The organism is Pseudomonas sp. CFBP13528, from assembly GCF_005233615.1.
Taxonomy (GTDB): Bacteria; Pseudomonadota; Gammaproteobacteria; order Pseudomonadales; family Pseudomonadaceae; genus Aquipseudomonas; species Aquipseudomonas fluorescens_AM.
In genome coordinates this window covers 555534-576400 of record NZ_QGAJ01000001.1, presented here as the reverse complement: position 1 = coordinate 576400, position 20867 = coordinate 555534, and the positions used below count along the sequence as shown (strand labels likewise).

Below are 20867 nucleotides of genomic sequence, written 5' to 3'. Positions count from 1 at the left end.
TGGGAGGGGGCTTGCCCCCGATGGCGGTGTGTCAGTCAGTCCATCTGTTACTGATACACCGCCATCGGGGGCAAGCGCCCTCCCACAGTTTTGATGACATTTCAGCTGAATATTTGTATGAGGACATGGTTTTGCGCTCGACCGAAGTTGTGATCATTGGCGCCGGCGCCGCCGGCTTGATGTGCGCACTGACCGCCGCCGGGCGCGGGCGCAAGGTGATGCTGATCGACCATGCGAACAAGGCCGGCAAAAAGATCCTGATGTCCGGCGGTGGCCGCTGCAACTTCACCAATCTGTACACCGAGCCGGCCAACTTCCTCTCGCACAACGCGCACTTCTGCAAGTCGGCCCTGGCGCGCTACACCCAGTGGGATTTCATCGGCTTGGTGGCCAAGCACGGCGTGCCGTACCACGAAAAGAAACTCGGCCAGCTGTTCTGCGATAACAAGTCCAGCGACATCCTCGGCATGCTCCTCGATGAATGCATCCAGACCGGCGTGAGCCTGCACCTGGACACGTCCATCCAGGCAATCGCCCGGCTCGACAGCGGCTATCAGTTGCACACCACCTTGGGCGAGCTGCACTGCGAGTCACTGGTGATTGCCACCGGCGGCTTGTCGATACCGACCCTGGGCGCCACCGGTTTCGGTTATCAAGTGGCCAGGCAATTCGGCCATGAACTGCTGCCGACCCGCGCGGGGTTGGTGCCGTTCACCATCACCGACCAGCTCAAGGACCTGTGCGGCGAGCTGTCCGGCACCTCGGTGGATTGCCTGGTCAGCTGCAACGGCCAGAGCTTTCGCGAGAACATTCTGTTCACCCACCGTGGCCTGAGCGGGCCGGCGATCCTGCAGGTTTCCTCCTACTGGGAACCCGGCGACACGGTCCACATCAACCTGCTGCCCGACCACGACGCCCACGCGTGGCTGCAACAGCAACAGGCCGAGCGCCCCAACAGCGAGCTGAAGACACTGCTGGGCGAGATCTTCACCAAGAAGATGGCCAACCTGCTGGCGGACACCTGGTTCGCGTCCAAGCCGATGAAGCAGTACACCCATGCCGAAATCGCCGAGATCGCCGAGAAGCTCGGCAACTGGCAACTGGTACCGGCGGGCACCGAGGGCTATCGCACGGCCGAGGTAACATTAGGTGGGGTCGATACGCGGGAAGTGTCGTCCAAGACCATGGAATCGCTGAAAAGCCCAGGGTTGTACTTTATCGGCGAAGTGCTGGATGTGACCGGCCACCTGGGTGGGTTCAACTTTCAGTGGGCGTGGGCATCGGGTTACGCAGCCGCGCAATATGCTTGAAGGGTGTACTCGGTCAAATGTGGGAGGGGGCTTGCCCCCGATGGCGGTGTCTCAGTCAACTGATGGGCTGGCTGACACACTGCTATCGGGGGCAAGCCCCCTCCCACATTGACTGCATTCCACATTGAGAATGGGTGTGCGGGAATAATTTTCTGTTCGATGTGATCACCACCCTTGCCGTGGCGTCCTTGATAGCTCAATTTAGCGACAACGTCCCGGAAGACTCCAGACTTCATGTCATCGACCTCGTTCAAGCAGTCCCTGCGGCGCCTGTGGGCACTGGATAAATTCAGCTACAGCATTCGGGTGTTCATCGCCCTGACCGGCAGCATGGCGCTGTGCTGGTATCAGGATGAAATGACATTGTTGATCCCGCTGTTCCTGGGGATTATCGCCAGCGCCCTGGCCGAGACCGATGACAGTTGGCAAGGCCGTCTCAACGCCCTGGCGGTGACGCTGGTGTGTTTCAGCATCGCCGCGCTGTCGGTGGAGCTGTTGTTTCCCTACCCCTGGATTTTCGCGGCCTCCCTGGCCCTGGCCACATTCGGCCTGACCATGCTCGGCGCGCTCGGCGAACGCTATGGCGCGATTGCCTCGGCGACCTTGATCCTGTCGGTCTACACCATGATCGGCGTGGACCAGCGCGGCGGTGCCGTCAGTGATTTCTGGCACGAGCCGTTGCTGCTGGTAGCGGGCGCGGCCTGGTACGGCGTGCTGTCGGTGCTGTGGCAGGCGCTGTTTTCCAACCAGCCGGTGCAGCAGAGCCTGGCGCGGTTGTTCCGCGAGCTGGGGCGTTATCTCAAGCTCAAATCGTCATTGTTCGAGCCGATCCGCCAACTGGATGTGGAAGCACGCCGCCTGGAGCTGGCCCAGCAGAATGGCCGGGTGGTCGCGGCGTTGAACGCGGCCAAGGAAATCATCCTGCACCGCGTCGGCAATGGCCGGCCGGGCTCGAAGGTCAGCCGCTACCTGAAGCTGTACTTCCTGGCCCAGGACATCCACGAGCGCGCCAGTTCCTCCCACTACCCTTATAACGCGCTGGCCGAAGCGTTTTTCCACAGCGACGTGCTGTTCCGCTGCCAGCGCCTGCTGCGCCAGCAAGGCAAGGCCTGCCAGGCCCTGGCCGAGTCGATCCAACTGCGCCAGCCGTTTATTTATGACGACAGTTTTGCCGAAGCCCTGGGCGATTTGAACGCCTCCCTGGAACACCTGCGCATCCAGAGCAACCCGGCCTGGCGCGGCTTGCTGCGCTCGTTGCGCGCCCTGGCCGCCAACCTGTCGACCCTCGACCGTCTGCTCGGCGACGCAAGCAACCCCGACGCCCTGGCCGACGCCACCGACAGCAACCTGCTGGACCGCGCCCCACGCAACCTCAAGGAAATGTGGACGCGCCTGCGCACCCAGCTCACGCCCACCTCGCTGCTGTTTCGCCATGCCTTGCGCCTGTCCCTGGCATTGACCGTCGGCTACGCCACCCTGCATGCCATCCACGCCTCCCAGGGTTACTGGATCATCCTCACCACGCTGTTTGTCTGCCAACCCAACTACGGTGCGACGCGCCGCAAGCTCGGCCAGCGGATCATCGGCACCGCCATCGGCCTGACCGTGGCCTGGGCGCTGTTCGACCTGTTCCCGAGCCCGGTGGTGCAGTCAATGTTCGCCATCGCCGCCGGCCTGGTGTTCTTTATCAACCGCACCACGCGCTACACCCTGGCCACGGCGGCGATCACCCTGATGGTGCTGTTCTGCTTCAACCAGGTGGGCGATGGCTACGGACTGTTCCTGCCACGCCTGTTCGATACCTTGCTCGGCAGCCTGATCGCGGGCCTGGCGGTGTTCCTGTTCCTGCCGGACTGGCAAGGCCGACGCCTGAACAAAGTGCTGGCCAACACCCTGACCTGCAACAGCATCTACCTGCGCCAGATCATGCAGCAATACGCCGCCGGCAAGAGCGACGACCTGGCTTACCGCCTGGCCCGTCGCAACGCACACAACGCCGATGCGGCGCTGTCCACCACCCTGGCGAATATGCTGATGGAGCCTGGGCACTTTCGGAAGGAGGCCGACGTAGGCTTCCGCTTCCTGGTGCTGTCGCACACCCTGCTCAGCTATCTGTCGGGCCTTGGCGCGCATCGCGACACCCAACTGCCGGCCGACGTGCGCGAGCAGTTGATCGAAGGCGCGGGCAACAGCCTGGCGGCGAGCATTGATGAGATCGCCACGGGGTTGGCGAACAAACAGCCGATTGCGATCCAGAGCGATGACGAGGAAGCAATGGCCGCGCAGCTTGAGCAGATGCCGGATGAGATCGACGAGGGGCAGCGCCTGGTGCAGACGCAATTGGCATTGATTTGTCGGCAGTTGGGGCCGTTGCGTACGTTGGCGACGCACCTGATCAAAGATACCCGCGCCGCTTAAACCGCTATCGGGGGCAAGCCCCCTCCCACATTTGACGGTGTTCACAAATCAAAAGTGTGGGAGGGGGCTTGCCCCCGATGAGGCCCGCACAGGCGCTACATCCCATGGGCCCTCATCAACTTCGCATAACTACCATCCGCCTTCATCCTGGCGATCTCCCGATCAAAGCCGGCCACGATCTGCGCATGCTCGGGGTTCTTCAGGCTGACCAGGATATGCAGGCTGTTCTCGCTCAGCGGCTCGCCCACGAATTCCACGGCGCTGCGCACCCTCGGCGACTCGCGTGCCAGGTAGTAACGCGCCACGAACTCATCCTCCAGGGTCAGGCGCACACGTTTTGCCGCCAGCATCCGCACGGCCATGGCAAAGTTATGCACCGGCACTTTCTGTAACTGCGCATCCTGGTCGAACGCCGCCGAATAGGCGTAACCACGCACCACGGCGATGCTTTCGCCATGCAACTGTTGCAGGTCCTGATAATCGACAGGGTCGTCGCGGCGCTTGATAAAGCGCACACGGTTGACCAGATATTGCGCGGAAAACTCACCCAACTGCGTGCGGTCATCGTTGTACCAGGCGTTGATCAGCACATCGTAGCGCCCATCGCCTATCCCCTTCAGCGCGCGCGCCCAAGGCACCTGCTCAAAATCACTCGCGTACCCGGCCCGAGCCAGCGCGGTGCTGACAATATCCGTAGCCAGCCCACCGTTGACCAGCGTGACATCGGTAAACGGCGGCCAACCGTCCGCCACCAGGCGCAAACGCTGCGCCAATACCGGTTGAGCCAGCAACAACACTGCAATCAAAGCAACGGCACGAGACAATCGCGGCATGCTTAAAATCCTTGGCGGGCAGGCGATGGCCTGATAACAGTAGCTCATCAATGAGCCTGCATTGCTTATTACACAAAGAAGTCAGGCATGCATGCACTGGATGATGGCAAATTGACGCCATTCACAAAATGGCCGCTTTTGGACAGCCGCGCCCATCGCACTTACTATCCCTGCCAAGCCTTCGACAAGAGCGCACATCATGACGGTTGATTGGGTCTGCAAGCATCACGACGATCTGGGCAAGGAACAGCTGTACGCCATCCTGCGCCTGCGCAGCGAGGTGTTCGTGGTTGAGCAACAGTGTGTTTACCAGGACATCGACGGGCAGGACCTGTCCGGCGATACCCACCACCTGATGGCCTGGAAAGAGGATGAGCTGGTGGCCTATCTGCGGCTGCTGGACCCGGAGTCACAGGGCGGCGATGTGGTGATTGGCCGGGTGATCGTTGCGCCGTCGGCGCGCGGCACCGGGCTGGGGCATTTGATGATGATCGAGGCACTTGGGCAGGTTGAAAAAATTTGGCCGGACACGCCGGTATTTTTGTCGGCCCAGGCGCATTTGCAGGGGTATTACGGGCGGTATGGGTTTGTGGTGGAGGGTGAGGAATATCTGGAGGACGATATTCCACATATTGGTATGCGGCGGGCTTGAGGGCCTCATCGGGGGCAAGCCCCCTCCCACACTGTTGATTGGTGAACACCGTCAAAATGTGGGAGGGGCTTGCCCCCGATGGCGCCAGTCCAGCCAGCCCCTGCCTCAGGGATAACCCAACACCTGCTTGATCGCCGCAAGATTGGCCTCGATCCACCCCCGATCAATCGCCCCCCACTCACGAATCCGATAACCCCCGGCGTGATTGCGCGCACCCTCTTCCTGCTCGAACTCACACACAATATCCAGGTCAGCCAACGCCGCAATCGTGTCCTGCGCCGTGCGCCGGGGCATACCGGTCGCTTCAGTCAGCGCCGGGACGCTGCTGGCCAGCCCGCTGTCGATCAGGTACGCCACATACAGGCGACGGTAAAAGCTGCTCTTGGTCTTGCTCACATCCATGGTCAATCGCCTTGTGCTTGGGGCTTGCCCTGCAAATCGCGCCAGGTGAGGTACACCCGCAGGTCGAATTCCACCTGATGGTAGCCCGGCATCATGTGTTCACAGAGTTTATAGAACGCCTTGTTGTGGTCCGATTCCTTGAAGTGCGCCAGTTCATGCACCACGATCATGCGCAGAAACTCGGGGGCCGCCTCCTTGAACAGCGAGGCGATGCGGATCTCTTTCTTGGACTTCAGATTGCCGCCCTGCACCCGGGAAATCGTGGTGTGCAAACCCAGGGCGCGGTGGGTCAGGTCCAGGCGGTTATCGAACAGCACCTTGTCGATCGACGGTGCATTGCGCAGATGTTCCTGCTTCAAGGCCAGGGCGTAGCTGTACAGGGCCTTGTCGCTCTGCACGCCATGGCGCTCGGGGTACCGCTGCTCCAGGTAGGCGCCCAACTGGTCCTTGGCGATCAATTGGCGCACGTGTTCCTGAAGGAAGGCGGGATAGGCCTGAAGGTATTTCAACGCGGTCATGGGGGCTGCAATGTGATTCGGACGGCCGCCAGTGTAGCGAATTCACAGCGCGTGAGGGTGCGACCAACCGACAACGTCCTCGGCCATCAGCGGCGCCGCCGCCCAGGTGCCCTGGATGAATGAACAACCATTGGCCTTGAGCCACTGCGCCTGCTCAAGGGTTTCCACGCCTTCGGCGATCACCAGCACCTCAAAATGCCCGCACAGCTCGATGATGCTGCGCGCCATTGCAGCGTCCCGCGCAGAGCCTGGCAAACGGGCCACCAATTGCGGGTCAAGCTTGAGGGTGTCGAACGCCAGGTCGCGCAGATGGGCCAGGGAACAGCGACCCGCGCCAAAGTCATCCAGGGCGATACGCACCCCAAGCTCACGCAACAATTTGAGTTGCTTGGTCGATTCCTCAAGGTTACTCATCAGGCAGTCCTCACTGATTTCCACCTCCAGTTGCCGCCCGTGCAAACCGTGACGTTCGAGAACCTGCCGCAGTTGGCTGACCAGGTTAGGCGTATTGAACTGGCTGCTGCTCAGGCTCACGCTCAACACCAGCTCATCATCGAAAGACGCTTGCCAGACCTGGCACTGGGCGGCGACCTGCTGGTAAATCCAGCTGCTCAACTGGCTGATCAGCCGCGCCTCTTCCAGCAAGGGCAGGAACAAACCCGGCGGCACGTCACCGACGCTCGGGTGCTGCCAGCGCAGCAGTGCCTCGACACCCCGCAAGCGCCCATCCACCAGCGACACCTGAGGCTGGTACACCAGGACGAAATCCTTGTTTTGAATCGCGGTGCGCACACTGTCTTCAAGCATCAGCCGTGAGCGGGCTCGACCGTTCATTTCCTGGTCGTAATAGCGATATTGCTGACGGCCAGCGCGCTTGGCTTCGTACATGGCGATGTCCGCCGCGCGCAACAGGCCGCTCAGGTCCGAGCCGCAGTCCGGGAAGGTCGCGATACCGATGCTGACGCCGAGCATCACTTCCAGACCGTCGACCTGCTGGCACACAGACACCCTTTCGATCAGTTTTTCCGCAATTTTCGCCGCCTGCTCCGGGAATTCCAGCTCCAGCAATGCCGTGAACTCATCCCCGCCCATGCGCCCAAGAATGTCGTAGGAGCGCAAGCACGCCTGCATCTGCTCGGAAACCCAGCGCAGCACGCGATCACCGGCGTCGTGGCCCAGGGTGTCGTTGACTCGCTTGAAGCCATCCAAGTCCAGGTACAGCAACACCAGCGACTGCTCATTGCGCTCGCTGCGCGACAACATGTTCTCCACCGTCTGGTAGAAGCCTCGACGATTGAGCAGCCCGGTCAACGGGTCAGTCACCGCCTGGAACTCCAACTGCTGGTGCAGGTGGCGCACCTCGGACATGTCCAGCACCGTCACGACCATTGCCTTCTGCTCTGCGGGCAAGGGTGCGCAGGACAACGCCACCGGCACCTGTTGCCCGCGACTGGTGCGCAAAATGGCGTCGTGCAAGCGCCACGTTTGGCCTTTGCAATAGGCCTCGTACATCGGGAACCCCAACCAGGCCGGCACATGGGGCTTTTGCAGGAAACTCAGGAAACTCTCGCCCTGCAACTCGGCCATCGTGGCATTGAGCAGCCTGGAGATAGCCGGGTTGGCGTACTGGATCACACTGCCCTCGCCCACCACCAGAATCCCTTCGGCGGCGTTGTCCAATACCGAGGCATTGAAGGCGCGGGCGACCTCCAGGTCATGGCTCAAGCGCTGCAGGGCACGGCGATTACGCTGATGTTCCAGCAGCGCCTGCACTTTGGGCTTGAGCACATGCGGGTCGAAGGGCTTGAACAGGTAGTCGATCGCACCGCTGGCATAGCCCTGGAGCACCGCGTCGTGAGACTGCGCATCGGCCGACAGAAAGATGATCGGCGTCATGCTCGTGCGCTGGCTGCCGCGCATCAGGCGCGCCACCTCGAAGCCATCCATACCGGGCATCCGCACGTCCAGCAACACCAGATCGACGTCATGCACCAGCAGCAATTCCAGGGCTTGCAAACCGGAAGTTGCGGTAATCACCTGCCAGTCTTCGCGCTGCAACACGGCACAGATGCTGAGAAGATTTTCCGGGTAGTCATCGACCACCAGGAGAACTGAATGACCGTCGCCGAGGTTTGGAGCGCAATCCATGCTACGTCTCTTCCTTAAGGAACTGCACCGGTCACTTCGGGTACTTAAAACCGGACAAATAATGAGGCCTCACTCTAGCCCCGGTTATAAAAAAGCAGAAGTCACGTCGATGCCATCATCGCACCAAAGCCCGGGAAGCCGACTAACGGTAAGGCCCTGCAGCCCGCGTACCGTGGGCAACATGGCTTTTTGGCATTCCTCTGACGCCAATAAATTGCCAGCCAGTGTTTAACAACTTGGTTAACACCACCTATAAAGAACCTGTGCAGCCCTCGGGCTAAAGCGTTCACCCCTCGTCAAAAGGCCAACACCATGATCGACCTTTCCACCTGGAACCTGAGCATTCCGGTCGGCTCCCCGCCCACGACCATCGAAACCCCGAAGCTGCTCAGCGGCTTCAATGACCAGTACTTCCAGGCCGAAGGCAGCGATGTGCAGTTCTGGACTCCCGTTACCGGCACCCGCACCGAAAACGCCATCTACCCGCGCAGCGAACTGCGCGAAACCTACGCCGACGGGCGCCTGCGCAACTGGACCTACCCCGAGGCCGACAACTTCCTGCGCGCCACGCTCACCGTCAACCAGGTGCCGTCCAGCGGCAAGGTCGTGATCGGCCAGATCCATGCCTATGACAGCCAGAAACCACTGATCAAGCTGGAGTACCAATTCAAGGAAAAAACCCAGACCGGCAACATCGTCGCCAAAGTGCGCATGCGCCCGGATGAATCAGAAAGCAGGGTTATCACAGTCGCCTCCAACGTACCCCTGGAGAAGAGCTTTACCTATGTGATCAATCTCAACAAGGCGGGGTTGCTCAGCGTGAACGCGGCCGACAGCGAGTGGAATGATCGCATCGGCGCTGCCTGGGGCGACAAACCGCTGTACTTCAAGGCGGGGGTCTATGTGCAGGACAACAGTGGGGATAGCAAGGAAGGCGCACGGGTGACGTTTGCCAAGTTGGATATTGATCACGAGTAAAACGGATCGGCCCAGCTTATGTAGGCAAGGTCCGATAAACCCAGGGACCGTTCCCAGCCCTTGAACCCACTGCAGTCCACCTGTGGGAGGGGGCTTGCCCCCGATAGCGGAGGGCCAGCCGCCGACTGTGCATGCTGACACACCGCAATCGGGGGCAAGCCCCCTCCCACAGTTGTCCTGCCTGGCCTTAGGGGCTGGTGTTCGTCCTACAGCACCGTTGCGGCCAGACAGATGGCCGCTTATAGTTCGCTCCGTCGCTGGCATTGATCGGTGACAGGGTTTCGCAGCCCTACAGAGTTAATTCCGCACCCGTCAAAAACAGCCCAGGCTCCCAGCCGAAGGTCGTCTTTGTTATGGCGGCTGTGCGTGGGAGACCTTCGGGTCTGCCGGGTCTTAACTCCTCGGTCTGCGAACCCGCGTACAGCTGCCACCCAATTTGTTTCGCAGCAAACGGTGGCTATTCTTCTTTCGAGTTAAGGATTTGCCATGAACAACCAACTTCCGCCCCGCCGTTTTTATCCCTGCACTGAGTCCGCGACCGATTCGCCCGTTCTCTTGATCGACAGCAACGCCCCCCTGCTAGACCTCCACGCCTGCCTGCGCGAACGCCTCAACGCTGCCCTCGAACACCTCAACCTCATGGCCTGCTCCAGCCTGCCGGACTTCGCCGAGCGCGACCTGAACCATGTGGCCAATACCGCGCGCATTCTGGTGCAGGATGTCAGTGATGTGTTCCGCGTGATCGAACACCGTGGTTTCGATACGCCCCACGCCGCCTGATCAAAACCAAGGCAAAAAAAAGCCCGCATCGCTGCGGGCTTCTTTTCAAACGCCTGAGGCTCAGTTGACCTTGGCGTTCAACTCACCTTTCAAATACCGCTGGTACATCGCTTCCAACGAGATCGGTTTGATCTTCGAAGCATTACCGGCAGTACCGAACGCTTCGTAGCGAGCAATACATACGTCACGCATGGCGGTCACGGTGGCACCGAAGAATTTACGCGGGTCAAATTCGCTCGGGTTGGTGGCCATCAGGCGACGCATCGCACCGGTGGAGGCCAGGCGCAGGTCGGTGTCGATGTTGACCTTGCGCACGCCGTACTTGATGCCTTCGACGATTTCTTCAACCGGTACGCCGTAGGTTTCCTTGATGTCGCCGCCGTACTGGTTGATGATCGCCAGCCACTCTTGCGGTACCGAGGAAGAGCCGTGCATCACCAGGTGGGTGTTGGGGATGCGTTTGTGAATTTCCTTGATGCGATCAATCGCCAACACGTCGCCGGTAGGCGGCTTGGTGAACTTGTAGGCGCCGTGGCTGGTGCCGATGGCGATGGCCAGGGCGTCGACCTGGGTTTTCTTGACGAAGTCGGCCGCTTCTTCCGGGTCGGTCAGCATCTGGCTGTGATCCAGCACGCCTTCGGCGCCGATGCCGTCTTCTTCACCGGCCATGCCGGTTTCCAGGGAGCCCAGGCAGCCCAGTTCGCCTTCAACCGACACGCCGCAGGCGTGAGCCATGGCCACGGTTTGCTGGGTCACGCGTACGTTGTACTCGTAATCGGTTGGGGTCTTGCCGTCTTCACCCAGGGAGCCGTCCATCATCACCGAGCTGAAGCCCAGTTGGATGGAGCGCTGGCACACGTCAGGGCTGGTGCCGTGGTCCTGGTGCATGCACACCGGGATGTGCGGGAATTCTTCGATGGCGGCAAGGATCAGGTGGCGCAGGAACGGCGCGCCAGCGTATTTGCGGGCACCGGCCGAAGCCTGGACGATCACGGGGGAGTCGGTCTTGTCAGCGGCTTCCATGATGGCGCGCATCTGCTCAAGGTTGTTGACGTTAAAGGCTGGAACGCCGTAGCCGAACTCGGCTGCGTGGTCCAGCATTTGACGCATGCTGATAAGTGCCATTGTGTTGTCTCTCCCGGTCGAGGGTCGTTAATCGTGCAAGCCTGCCGTAGCGGCGGCTGCTATTCAAGTTATTGCAGATCAAGGGGTTGAGCCTTGTGCTGCTGAATCGTTATTGCTGGTGTAGCCGACTCAAATTCCAAGTTGAAACCGAATCAATGTGGGAGGGGGCTTGCTCCCGATAGCGGTCAGCCTGACACCCAAGTGCTGACTGACACACCGCAATCGGGGGCAAGCCCCCTCCCACATTTGGATCTCATCTCATGACAGATCTCAGTTGGCCTTGCAGCCGCGCCCAATCAGGTCATCCGTGGCCACCCAGTACACCAGGCCTTCCTCACCCTTGGTGTGAAAGGCCAGTTGGCCATCGCTGTACAGCACGCCCGATGCCGCCACGTCCTGCTTGAGGCGGTAGACCTGATCCGAACCGCCAAGGCGTACATCCACTTCGGAACGGGCCGCATTGGCAAAGCGCCAGTTGACCTCGGCCTTGCTGTCGCAGGTCCAGGTGGTCCACGTGTCGGCAGGCTCTGCCTTGTCGAACATGCTCATGCTGCTGCAACCGGCCAACAGCGCCAGGGTTACCAGGGCGAAAACGCCTTTCATTGCCAATCCTCGCAGGGCGACCTGGGGCCACCATGGCTGTGGGTTAGTGGATCAGACCCGTTAAGGGCAACCCTGTTCCTGACCGTTGGGCGCGGAGTCGTATTTCTCCAGCCGTTCGTTGCCGATGCGCTTGTTGATCACCGGCATGGTCTCGGCTTGCCAGTCAGCCTGGTAGCAGCTTTTTTTAAGCGGTGCCGAGGCCTTATCCGCCTCCGGCGCCGCACTTGGCGTGCTGCCGCAGCCGGCCAACAGGCCCGCTGCGATCACCAGTGCCAACGACTTGACCATGGGAACGCTCCTTTTCCTGATCACGCGCGCCTTAACCCTTGGCCCGGGTTTCCAGCACTTCCACGGCCGGCAGTACCTTGCCCTCGACGAACTCGAGGAACGCACCGCCACCGGTAGAAATGTAGGAGATCTGCTCAGCAACGCCATATTTATCGATGGCCGCCAGGGTATCGCCGCCGCCGGCGATGGAAAATGCGGAGCTTTGCGCGATGGCTTTGGCCAGCACCTGGGTACCGTTGCCAAACTGATCGAACTCGAATACGCCGACCGGGCCATTCCACAGGATGGTCTGGGATGCTTTCAACAGTTCAGCGAAGTTGGCTGCGGTTTGCGGGCCGATGTCCAGGATCATGTCGTCGTCGGCCACGTCAGCGATCAGCTTGACGGTCGCCTCAGCGCTTTCAGCGAATTCCTTGGCGACCACCACGTCCACCGGCAGCGGCACGCTGACTTTGGCGGCGATGGCACGGGCGGTGTCCAGCAGGTCCGGCTCGTACAGCGACTTGCCCACCGGGTGACCCGCTGCAGCCAGGAAGGTGTTGGCAATGCCGCCGCCGACGATCAACTGGTTGCAGATCTGGCTGAGGCTGTTGAGCACGTCCAACTTGGTGGAGACCTTGGAACCCGCGACGATGGCGGCCATCGGTTGCGCCGGAGCGCCCAGGGCCTTGCCCAACGCGTCCAGCTCGGCGGCCAGCAGCGGGCCGGCCGCGGCGACCTTGGCGAACTTGGCCACGCCGTGGGTCGAGCCTTCGGCGCGGTGGGCGGTGCCGAAAGCGTCCATCACGAACACGTCGCACAAGGCTGCGTACTGCTGGGCCAGTTCGTCGCTGTTCTTTTTCTCGCCCTTGTTGAAGCGCACGTTTTCGAACAGCACGATGTCGCCAGCTTTCACGTCCACGCCACCCAGGTAATCTGCGACCAACGGCACGTCACGGCCCAGGGCCTTGCTCAGGTACTCGGCGACCGGCTTGAGGCTGTTTTCGGCGGAAAATTCACCTTCGGTCGGGCGGCCCAGGTGGGAGCAGACCATCACGGCCGCGCCTTTTTCCAGGGCCAGCTTGATGGTCGGCAGCGAGGCCAGGATTCGCGCATCGCTGGTGACAACACCGTCCTTGACTGGGACGTTGAGGTCTTCGCGAATCAGTACGCGCTTACCTTGCAGATCGAGGTCGGTCATCTTCAACACGGTCATGGGTCGCAGTTCCTGAGTTACTGTTGAGGTTGTTTGGAGGCCACTTGCAGATAATGTTCTGCAACGTCGAGCATTCGGTTGGCAAAGCCCCATTCGTTATCGAACCAGGCCAGTATGTTCACCAGCCTCGGGCCGGAAACGCGGGTCTGGCTGGCATCGACAATCGCCGAATGCGGATCATGGTTGAAATCGCAACTGGCATGGGGCAATTCGGTGTAGGCCAGCAAGCCTTTGAGCGGGCCGCTGCTGGCGGCGTCGCGCAGGATCCGGTTGACCTCCGTCGCATCGGTGTCGCTGACGGTTTGCATGGTGATATCCAGGCAAGACACATTCACCGTCGGCACCCGTACGGCTTTGGCCTGGATTCGTCCGGCAAGTTCCGGCAACAGTCGCTCGATGCCGCGGGCCAGGCCGGTGGACACCGGAATCACCGACTGGAATGCCGAACGCGTACGGCGCAGGTCTTCATGATGATAGGCGTCGATTACCGGCTGGTCGTTCATTGCCGAGTGAATCGTGGTGATCGACACGTAATCCAGGCCGATCGCCTGATCCAGCAGGCGCAACAACGGCACGCTGCAGTTGGTGGTGCACGAGGCGTTGGACACCAGCAGCTCAGCACCGGTCAGGCAATCCTGGTTGATGCCGTAGACGATGGTGGCGTCCACATCCGCCTCGCTGGCCATCGGCTGGGAAAACAGCACACGCGGTGCGCCGGCGTCGAGAAAACGCTGGCCATCGGCACGGGTGTGGTAGGCACCGGAGCATTCCAACACCAGGTCGACGCCCAACGCCGCCCAGTCGATGCCCTCGGGGGTGGCACTGCGCAGGACTTTTACGCAGTCGCCATTGATATGCAGACAATCGCCATCGACCCGCACTTCGCCGGGGAAGCGGCCGTGGGTGGAGTCAAAGCGTGTCAGGTATTCGATGCTGGCCATGTCGGCCAGATCGTTGATCGCGACAATTTCAAACCCGGCCGCCGCCCCTCGCTCGAACAGCGCACGCAAGACGCAACGACCAATGCGGCCGTAGCCGTTGAGTGCAACTTTGTAGGGACGCAGTTGGGGCATGGGGTTCTCGATCAAGGTTAGTTCGGTGTTGAATGTTCTGACGCCATCGCGGGCAAGCCCCCTCCCACATTGGACCGCAATCCAAAGGTGGGAGTGGGCTTGCCCGCGATGGCGCCAGGGCAGACAACGCAGACTGACTTAGTCTTCCAGCAGTTCTTCAGCCTGGCCCAGGATGTTTTCCAGGGTGAAACCGAACTCTTCGAACAACGCTGGTGCCGGCGCCGACTCACCGTAGGTGGTCATGCCGATCACGCGACCTTCCAGGCCCACGTACTTGTACCAGTAGTCGGCGTGAGCCGCTTCGATGGCGATACGCGCGCTGACCTGCAACGGCAATACCGATTGCTTGTAGCCGGCGTCCTGGGCTTCGAACACGCTGGTGCACGGCATGGACACAACGCGCACGTTGCGGCCTTGCGCGGTCAGCTTGTCGTACGCCTGGACGGTCAGGCCCACTTCGGAACCGGTGGAGATCAGGATCAGCTCCGGCTCGCCGATGCAGTCCTTGAGCACGTAGCCGCCACGGCTGATGTCGGCGATCTGCGCGTCGGTACGCACCTGGTGCTGCAGGTTCTGACGCGAGAAGATCAGCGCCGAAGGGCCATCCTTGCGCTCGATGGCGTGCTTCCAGGCGACGGCGGATTCCACCGCGTCGGCGGGGCGCCAGCAATCCAGGTTCGGCGTGGTGCGCAGGCTGGTCAGTTGCTCGACCGGCTGGTGCGTCGGACCGTCTTCGCCGAGGCCGATGGAGTCGTGGGTGTACACGTGGATGACGCGCTTCTTCATCAGCGCGGCCATGCGTACGGCGTTGCGGGCGTATTCCATGAACATCAGGAAGGTCGCGCCGTAAGGCACCAGGCCACCGTGCAGGGACACGCCGTTCATGATGGCGCTCATGCCGAACTCGCGTACGCCGTAGTACATGTAGTTGCCGCTGGCGTCTTCAGCCGAAACACCTTTGCAGCCTTTCCACAGGGTCAGGTTGGAACCGGCCAGGTCGGCGGAACCGCCGAGGAACTCAGGCAGCAGCGGGCCAAAGGCGTTCAGGGTGTTCTGGCTGGCTTTACGGCTGGCGATGGTCTCGCCCTTGGCCGCGACTTCGGCGATGTAGGCCGAGGCTTTTTCCGAGAAGTCGGCAGGCAGGTCACCGTCCAAGCGGCGTACCAGTTCGTTGGCCAGCGCCGGGAATTCGGCGGAGTAGGCCGCAAAACGCTGGTCCCACTCGGCTTCGGCGGCCAGGCCTTTTTCCTTGGCGTCCCACTCGGCATAGATGTCGGCCGGGATTTCGAACGGGCCGTGGTTCCACTTCAGCGCTTCACGGGTCAGGGCGATTTCCGCGTCACCCAGCGGGGCGCCGTGGCAGTCTTCTTTGCCCTGCTTGTTCGGCGAACCGAAACCGATGGTGGTCTTGCAGCAGATCAGGGTCGGCTGAGCGCTCTTGCGGGCGGTGTCGATGGCGATCTTGATTTCTTCCGGATCGTGGCCGTCGACGTTGCGGATCACCTGCCAGTTGTAGGCTTCGAAACGCTTAGGGGTGTCATCGGTGAACCAGCCTTCGACTTCGCCGTCGATGGAGATGCCGTTGTCATCGTAGAACGCGATCAGCTTGCCCAGGCCCAGGGTACCGGCCAGGGAAGCGACTTCGTGGGAAATGCCTTCCATCATGCAGCCATCACCCAGGAACACGTAGGTGTGGTGGTCGACGATGTCGTGGCCGGGACGGTTGAACTGCGCGCCCAGGACTTTTTCCGCCAGCGCGAAGCCCACGGCGTTGGCCAGGCCTTGGCCCAGGGGACCGGTGGTGGTCTCGACGCCTGGGGTGTAGCCGAATTCAGGGTGGCCGGGGGTGCGGCTGTGCAGCTGGCGGAAGCTCTTGAGGTCATCGATGGTGACGTCGTAGCCGGTCAGGTGCAGCAGCGAATAAATCAGCATCGAGCCGTGGCCGTTGGACAGCACGAAGCGGTCACGGTCGGCGAACGATGGGTTGCTCGGGTTGTGTTTCAGGTAGTCACGCCAAAGTACCTCGGCGATATCCGCCATGCCCATCGGGGCACCGGGATGGCCGCTGTTGGCTTTTTGCACGGCATCCATGCTGAGGGCACGAATGGCGTTGGCACGCTCACGACGGCTGGGCATCGCTGATCTCCTGGGGTTTGCTGAAAAGAAACGGAAAAAAGGACCGGCATTTTCCCTCAGCCACCGCCTGCGGGCAATGACAGATAGTCACTTGAGCAGGTTTTTCCTGCGGTTTGCGCGCCGATCCCCTGCAGAATTCCGGTGTGGGTTCGTCTAAAGGCAATAGCGGGTGCTTATAACTGCCACTTATCGATCAATATCAAAACTTTTTGATATTGACCTTGCGGCGATTACCACCCATCACTAGACTGCTGGCCTTATGAACCTACCCGTGCCCTCCCTGCTTCCCGCCGACGGCGATGAACTGGCAGCCCTTTGCAAGGCTGCGGGTGATCCGTTGCGCTTGAACGTGTTGCGCGCACTGGCCAATGATTCGTTCGGCGTACTGGAACTGGCGCAGATCTTCGCTATCGGCCAGTCCGGCATGAGCCATCATCTGAAGGTACTGGCCCAGGCCGACCTGGTGGCAACCCGCCGCGAAGGCAATGCGATTTTTTACCGCCGCGCCCTGCCCCACACCGAGTTGCTCGGCGGCAAGTTGCACGCGGCGCTGCTCGAAGAAGTCGACAACCTGGGCCTGCCCGACGATGTGCAAGCACGGATCGGCCAGGTGCACGGGCAACGCGCTGCCGCCAGCCAGGACTTTTTCTCCCGGGTCGCCGACAAGTTTCGCGCCCAGCAGGACCTGATCGCCGGTTTGCCCCAGTACCGCGAAAGCGTGCTGGCGCTGTTGGACAAGCTGAGCTTCAGCGATAAGGCCACGGCATTGGAAGTGGGCCCTGGCGACGGCGGTTTTCTGCCGGATCTGGCACGACGCTTCGGGCAGGTGACGGCACTGGACAACAGCCCGGCGATGCTCGAACTGGCCCGCCAGTTGTGTGAGCGCGAAGCGTTGGCCAATGTCAGTCTGCAACTGGCCGACGCCCTGAGTGACACCAACCTGCAGGCCGATTGCGTGGTGCTGAACATGGTCTTGCACCATTTCGCCGCCCCGGCCGACGCGCTCAAGCAAATGGCAGGGTTATTGCACCCCGGCGGCAGCCTGCTGGTGACGGATTTATGCAGCCACAACCAGAATTGGGCCAAGGAGGCCTGCGGTGATCTCTGGCTGGGTTTTGAACAGGACGATCTGGCCCGTTGGGCCACCGCTGCGGGACTCGTTCCCGGGGAAAGCCTCTATGTAGGTTTACGTAATGGTTTCCAGATTCAGGTCCGCCATTTTCAGCGACCGGCTGGCGACACTCACCATCGGTAAATATCAGGAAAACATCGAGATGAGCGAATACTCCCTTTTCACCTCCGAGTCCGTGTCTGAAGGGCATCCGGACAAAATCGCCGACCAGATTTCTGACGCGGTGCTGGACGCCATCATTGCTGAAGACAAGTTCGCCCGTGTGGCGTGCGAGACTCTGGTGAAAACGGGCGTGGCGATCATCGCCGGCGAAGTCACCACCACGGCCTGGGTCGACCTGGAACAGATCGTGCGTGACGTGATCACCGACATCGGCTACACCAGCTCCGATGTCGGCTTCGACGGCGCGACCTGCGGCGTGATGAACATCATCGGCAAGCAGTCCCCCGACATCAACCAGGGCGTCGACCGCGCCAAGCCTGAAGATCAGGGCGCGGGCGATCAGGGCCTGATGTTCGGCTACGCCAGCAACGAAACCGACGTGCTGATGCCCGCGCCGATCACCTTCTCCCACCAACTGGTCCAGCGCCAGGCCGAAGCGCGCAAATCCGGGCTGCTGCCGTGGCTGCGCCCGGATGCCAAATCCCAGGTAACCTGCCGCTACGACGGCGGCAAGGTGGTCGGTATCGACGCCGTCGTACTGTCCACCCAGCACAACCCGGACGTGTCCTACAAGGACCTGCGCGAAGGCGTGATGGAGCTGATCGTCAAGCACGTGCTGCCGGCCGAACTGCTGACCAAGGACACCCAGTTTCATATCAACCCGACCGGCCAGTTCATCATCGGTGGCCCGGTGGGCGACTGCGGCCTGACCGGTCGCAAGATCATCGTCGACAGCTACGGCGGCATGGCCCGCCACGGCGGCGGTGCGTTTTCGGGCAAAGACCCTTCCAAGGTTGACCGTTCCGCCGCTTACGCCGGTCGCTACGTGGCCAAGAACATCGTCGCCGCAGGCCTCGCCGAGCGTTGCGAGATCCAGGTGTCCTACGCGATTGGCGTAGCCCAGCCTACTTCGATCTCGCTGAATACCTTCGGTACCGGCAAGATCAGCGATGACAAGATCGTCAAGTTGGTGCGTGAGATTTTCGACCTGCGCCCTTACGCGATCACCACCATGCTCGACCTGCTGCACCCGATGTACAAGGAAACCGCAGCCTACGGCCACTTTGGTCGTACCCCTGCGCAGAAGACTGTCGGCGACGACACCTTCACTACCTTTACCTGGGAAAAAACCGACCGCGCCAACGACCTGCGGACCGCTGCCGGTCTGTAATCGCTCGCGGCTGCCAAAGCCCCGCCGGGTTCGCCCGGCGGGGCTTTGGGTTTTTCAAAGGTTGCAACAAAATCGTTGAAACCGAGGCCGAAGTCGACGCGGGCCAGTAAAAGCAGGGCGCCGAGACTGACAACAACGACGTGCCGGACGCGTTGTGCAGCCTGTTCAGGCAAGCAGAAACACCCGGTAAAAAGCCCCGCTCGGTCGGGGCTTTTTTGTGGCCGTGCGGATCACTTAGGCTGAACACCCTTTCCGAGCAAGGATGCTCACGATGCGCTTGTTGATGGTTTTTCTGATCAGCTTTCTACCGTGCTGGGCCTGGGCCGAAGACTGCCCCGATGATGCCCGATCACAAATCGACACGTTGGCCAGGCAGGTCAACCAGTGGGATGACGTCTACCACCGACAGGGCCAATCCCCCATCAGCGATGAACTCTACGACCAGGCCCGGCGTCGCCTGGCCCATTGGCGCAAATGTGCACTGCAACCCACACCCAAGGCTGACAATCCGCTGGCAAGCGCTCGTGGCACAGTCCGCCACCCGGTCGCGCATACCGGCCTGGAGAAGCTGCTGGACGCGTCCGAGGTGGGTGACTGGCTCAGCACCCGACAGGACGTATGGATTCAACCCAAGGTCGACGGAGTCGCCGTGACCCTGGTGTATCGCAAAGGCCAATTGCACCAACTCATCAGCCGCGGCGACGGCCTGCTCGGTCACGACTGGTCAGCGTCCGCGCGCAGAATCCCGGGTATCGTCCAGCAACTGCCGGAGCCCGTCGATGCCGTACTGCAAGGCGAGCTCTACTGGCGCCTCGACGGCCACGTACAGTCTGCACACGGCGGGCTCAACGCGCGCAGTAAAGTGGCTGGCTTGATGAACCGACGGCAATTGAGCGACACCGAGGCAGGCGGGATCGGGCTGTTCGTGTGGGCCTGGCCCGAGGGGCCGGCCAGCTTCACCGAGCGTCTGGCCACGCTGGCGCGGTGGGGGTTTACCGACGGCCAGCGGTACAGCCAGTCCATCGCCAGCATCAGCGATGCCACCCGTTGGCGTATGCATTGGTACAACTATCCACTGCCGTTCGCCAGCGATGGCGTGGTGTTGCACCAGGCGGCGCACGCTCCCGCCAAACGCTGGAAAGCCAGCGCACCCTACTGGGCCGTGGCCTGGAAGTACCCGGTGACCAAGGCGTTGGCGCTGGTGCGCAAGGTACAGTTCAGGATCGGGCGTACCGGGCGTATCACACCGATTCTCGAACTGGACCCCGTGTGGCTGGATGATCGGCAAGTCAAGCGGGTCAGCGCAGGCTCGCTGAAAAACTGGCAGAGCCTGGATATCCGTCCCGGCGACCAGGTGTCCATCAGCCTGGCCGGCCAGGTCATTCCCCGGCTCGATGAGGTGGTCCTGCGCAACAAGACCCGAGCGCAAGTGCCAGTACCCGATGCTCGCGACTTCCATGCCTTGAGCTGTTGGCAACTGGACCCTGGCTGCGAGGAGCAACTGCTCTCGCGCCTCACCTGGCTGAGCGGCAACCAGGGCCTGGCCTTGCCCCATATGGGCCGTGAAACCTGGAACGTATTGATCCAGGCGGGTCTAATCGCAGGCTTTCTCGATTGGTTAACCCTGGATGCGGCAGAGCTTGCTAACATTGATGGCTTCGGCGAACGCACCCGTGAACGGGTGCTCGACAGTATTCACAGCGCCCGCAAACGGCCTTTTGCACAATGGCTCAAAGCATTGGGGGTGCCGCCCGCGGCGCGCAACAACCTGGAGGGCGACTGGCATACGCTGGTCGCCAAAGACACCCAAGCCTGGCTGGCCTCTGATGGCATCGGCCCGGGACGCGCAGCGCAACTGAGCGCCTTTTTCCGCGACCCGCAGGTACAGGCATTGGCTGAAATATTACATGGAGCCGGCATAGACGGTTTTTGAAACCGGCCCG

Annotated in this window: 18 protein-coding genes; 8 read left to right on the top strand and 10 right to left on the bottom strand. The window is 61.4% G+C overall.

The window, feature by feature from the left end:
* The first annotated feature begins 131 nt into the window (after positions 1 to 131).
* Both PspCFBP13528_RS02745 and yccS read left to right on the top strand, forming a co-directional pair.
* The gene (locus tag PspCFBP13528_RS02745) at positions 132 to 1310 is read left to right on the top strand and encodes an NAD(P)/FAD-dependent oxidoreductase (RefSeq protein ID WP_137199594.1); all 1179 of its coding nucleotides are present in this window, start codon (positions 132 to 134) and stop codon (positions 1308 to 1310) included.
* A gap of 234 nt (positions 1311 to 1544) precedes the next feature.
* Positions 1545 to 3728: a YccS family putative transporter gene (yccS, locus tag PspCFBP13528_RS02740; protein ID WP_101219853.1), complete on the top strand. Its 2184-nt coding sequence runs from the start codon at positions 1545 to 1547 to the stop codon at positions 3726 to 3728.
* 95 nt (positions 3729 to 3823) lie between these two features.
* Here the strand turns inward: yccS and PspCFBP13528_RS02735 are convergent, their stop codons facing one another.
* A complete protein-coding gene (locus PspCFBP13528_RS02735; RefSeq protein WP_101219852.1) occupies positions 3824 to 4561 on the bottom strand; it encodes a transporter substrate-binding domain-containing protein in 738 nt (245 codons plus the stop codon).
* Between the two features lie 199 nt (positions 4562 to 4760).
* Between PspCFBP13528_RS02735 and PspCFBP13528_RS02730 the strand changes: the two genes are divergently transcribed.
* On the top strand, positions 4761 to 5213 hold the full coding sequence (locus tag PspCFBP13528_RS02730; RefSeq protein WP_137199593.1) for a GNAT family N-acetyltransferase: 453 nt from the start codon (positions 4761 to 4763) through the stop codon (positions 5211 to 5213).
* Positions 5214 to 5318: 105 nt separating this feature from the next.
* On the opposite strand, the gene PspCFBP13528_RS02725 is transcribed toward PspCFBP13528_RS02730, so the two are convergent.
* Genes PspCFBP13528_RS02725 through PspCFBP13528_RS02715 form a run of 3 tightly spaced genes read right to left on the bottom strand, consistent with a single transcriptional unit; the run spans position 5319 to position 8281 of the window.
* Positions 5319 to 5615, bottom strand: coding sequence for a winged helix-turn-helix domain-containing protein (locus PspCFBP13528_RS02725; protein ID WP_065949470.1), 297 nt, complete (start codon positions 5613 to 5615; stop codon positions 5319 to 5321).
* Between the two features lie 2 nt (positions 5616 to 5617).
* The gene (locus PspCFBP13528_RS02720; protein ID WP_065949469.1) at positions 5618 to 6133 is read right to left on the bottom strand and encodes a M48 family metallopeptidase; all 516 of its coding nucleotides are present in this window, start codon (positions 6131 to 6133) and stop codon (positions 5618 to 5620) included.
* A gap of 42 nt (positions 6134 to 6175) precedes the next feature.
* Entirely contained in the window at positions 6176 to 8281 is a 2106-nt protein-coding gene (locus tag PspCFBP13528_RS02715) for an EAL domain-containing protein (RefSeq protein ID WP_101219849.1), read from the bottom strand.
* A gap of 312 nt (positions 8282 to 8593) precedes the next feature.
* Between PspCFBP13528_RS02715 and PspCFBP13528_RS02710 the strand changes: the two genes are divergently transcribed.
* Together PspCFBP13528_RS02710 and PspCFBP13528_RS02700 are read left to right on the top strand one after the other, a co-directional pair.
* Positions 8594 to 9259, top strand: coding sequence for a polysaccharide lyase family 7 protein (locus PspCFBP13528_RS02710; protein ID WP_065885408.1), 666 nt, complete (start codon positions 8594 to 8596; stop codon positions 9257 to 9259).
* Between the two features lie 486 nt (positions 9260 to 9745).
* Entirely contained in the window at positions 9746 to 10039 is a 294-nt protein-coding gene (locus tag PspCFBP13528_RS02700; RefSeq protein ID WP_065949467.1) for a fructose-bisphosphate aldolase, read from the top strand.
* A gap of 60 nt (positions 10040 to 10099) precedes the next feature.
* On the opposite strand, the gene fba is transcribed toward PspCFBP13528_RS02700, so the two are convergent.
* From fba to tkt, 6 genes are all read right to left on the bottom strand, one after another.
* Entirely contained in the window at positions 10100 to 11164 is a 1065-nt protein-coding gene (gene fba, locus PspCFBP13528_RS02695; protein WP_003177554.1) for a class II fructose-bisphosphate aldolase, read from the bottom strand.
* 270 nt (positions 11165 to 11434) lie between these two features.
* On the bottom strand, positions 11435 to 11767 hold the full coding sequence (locus PspCFBP13528_RS02690) for an MliC family protein (protein WP_065949466.1): 333 nt from the start codon (positions 11765 to 11767) through the stop codon (positions 11435 to 11437).
* A 60-nt stretch (positions 11768 to 11827) separates the two neighbouring features.
* Positions 11828 to 12055 carry a hypothetical protein gene (locus PspCFBP13528_RS02685; protein WP_065949465.1) on the bottom strand — a complete coding sequence of 76 codons (228 nt, stop codon included), beginning with the start codon at positions 12053 to 12055 and terminating at the stop codon, positions 11828 to 11830.
* A gap of 31 nt (positions 12056 to 12086) precedes the next feature.
* Complete coding sequence (locus PspCFBP13528_RS02680) at positions 12087 to 13250, bottom strand: phosphoglycerate kinase (RefSeq protein WP_137199591.1); 1164 nt, start codon at positions 13248 to 13250, stop codon at positions 12087 to 12089.
* A 17-nt stretch (positions 13251 to 13267) separates the two neighbouring features.
* On the bottom strand, positions 13268 to 14323 hold the full coding sequence (gene epd, locus PspCFBP13528_RS02675) for an erythrose-4-phosphate dehydrogenase (protein ID WP_065949463.1): 1056 nt from the start codon (positions 14321 to 14323) through the stop codon (positions 13268 to 13270).
* Positions 14324 to 14461: 138 nt separating this feature from the next.
* The gene (gene tkt / locus PspCFBP13528_RS02670; RefSeq protein WP_137199590.1) at positions 14462 to 16459 is read right to left on the bottom strand and encodes a transketolase; all 1998 of its coding nucleotides are present in this window, start codon (positions 16457 to 16459) and stop codon (positions 14462 to 14464) included.
* A gap of 259 nt (positions 16460 to 16718) precedes the next feature.
* Between tkt and PspCFBP13528_RS02665 the strand changes: the two genes are divergently transcribed.
* The 3 genes from PspCFBP13528_RS02665 to ligB all read left to right on the top strand — a co-directional run bounded on the left by PspCFBP13528_RS02665 (position 16719) and on the right by ligB (position 20857).
* Positions 16719 to 17714: a metalloregulator ArsR/SmtB family transcription factor gene (locus PspCFBP13528_RS02665; protein WP_137199589.1), complete on the top strand. Its 996-nt coding sequence runs from the start codon at positions 16719 to 16721 to the stop codon at positions 17712 to 17714.
* A 19-nt stretch (positions 17715 to 17733) separates the two neighbouring features.
* The gene (metK, locus tag PspCFBP13528_RS02660; protein ID WP_065892428.1) at positions 17734 to 18924 is read left to right on the top strand and encodes a methionine adenosyltransferase; all 1191 of its coding nucleotides are present in this window, start codon (positions 17734 to 17736) and stop codon (positions 18922 to 18924) included.
* Between the two features lie 271 nt (positions 18925 to 19195).
* A complete protein-coding gene (gene ligB / locus PspCFBP13528_RS02655; protein ID WP_137199588.1) occupies positions 19196 to 20857 on the top strand; it encodes an NAD-dependent DNA ligase LigB in 1662 nt (553 codons plus the stop codon).
* Positions 20858 to 20867: the final 10 nt, after the last annotated feature.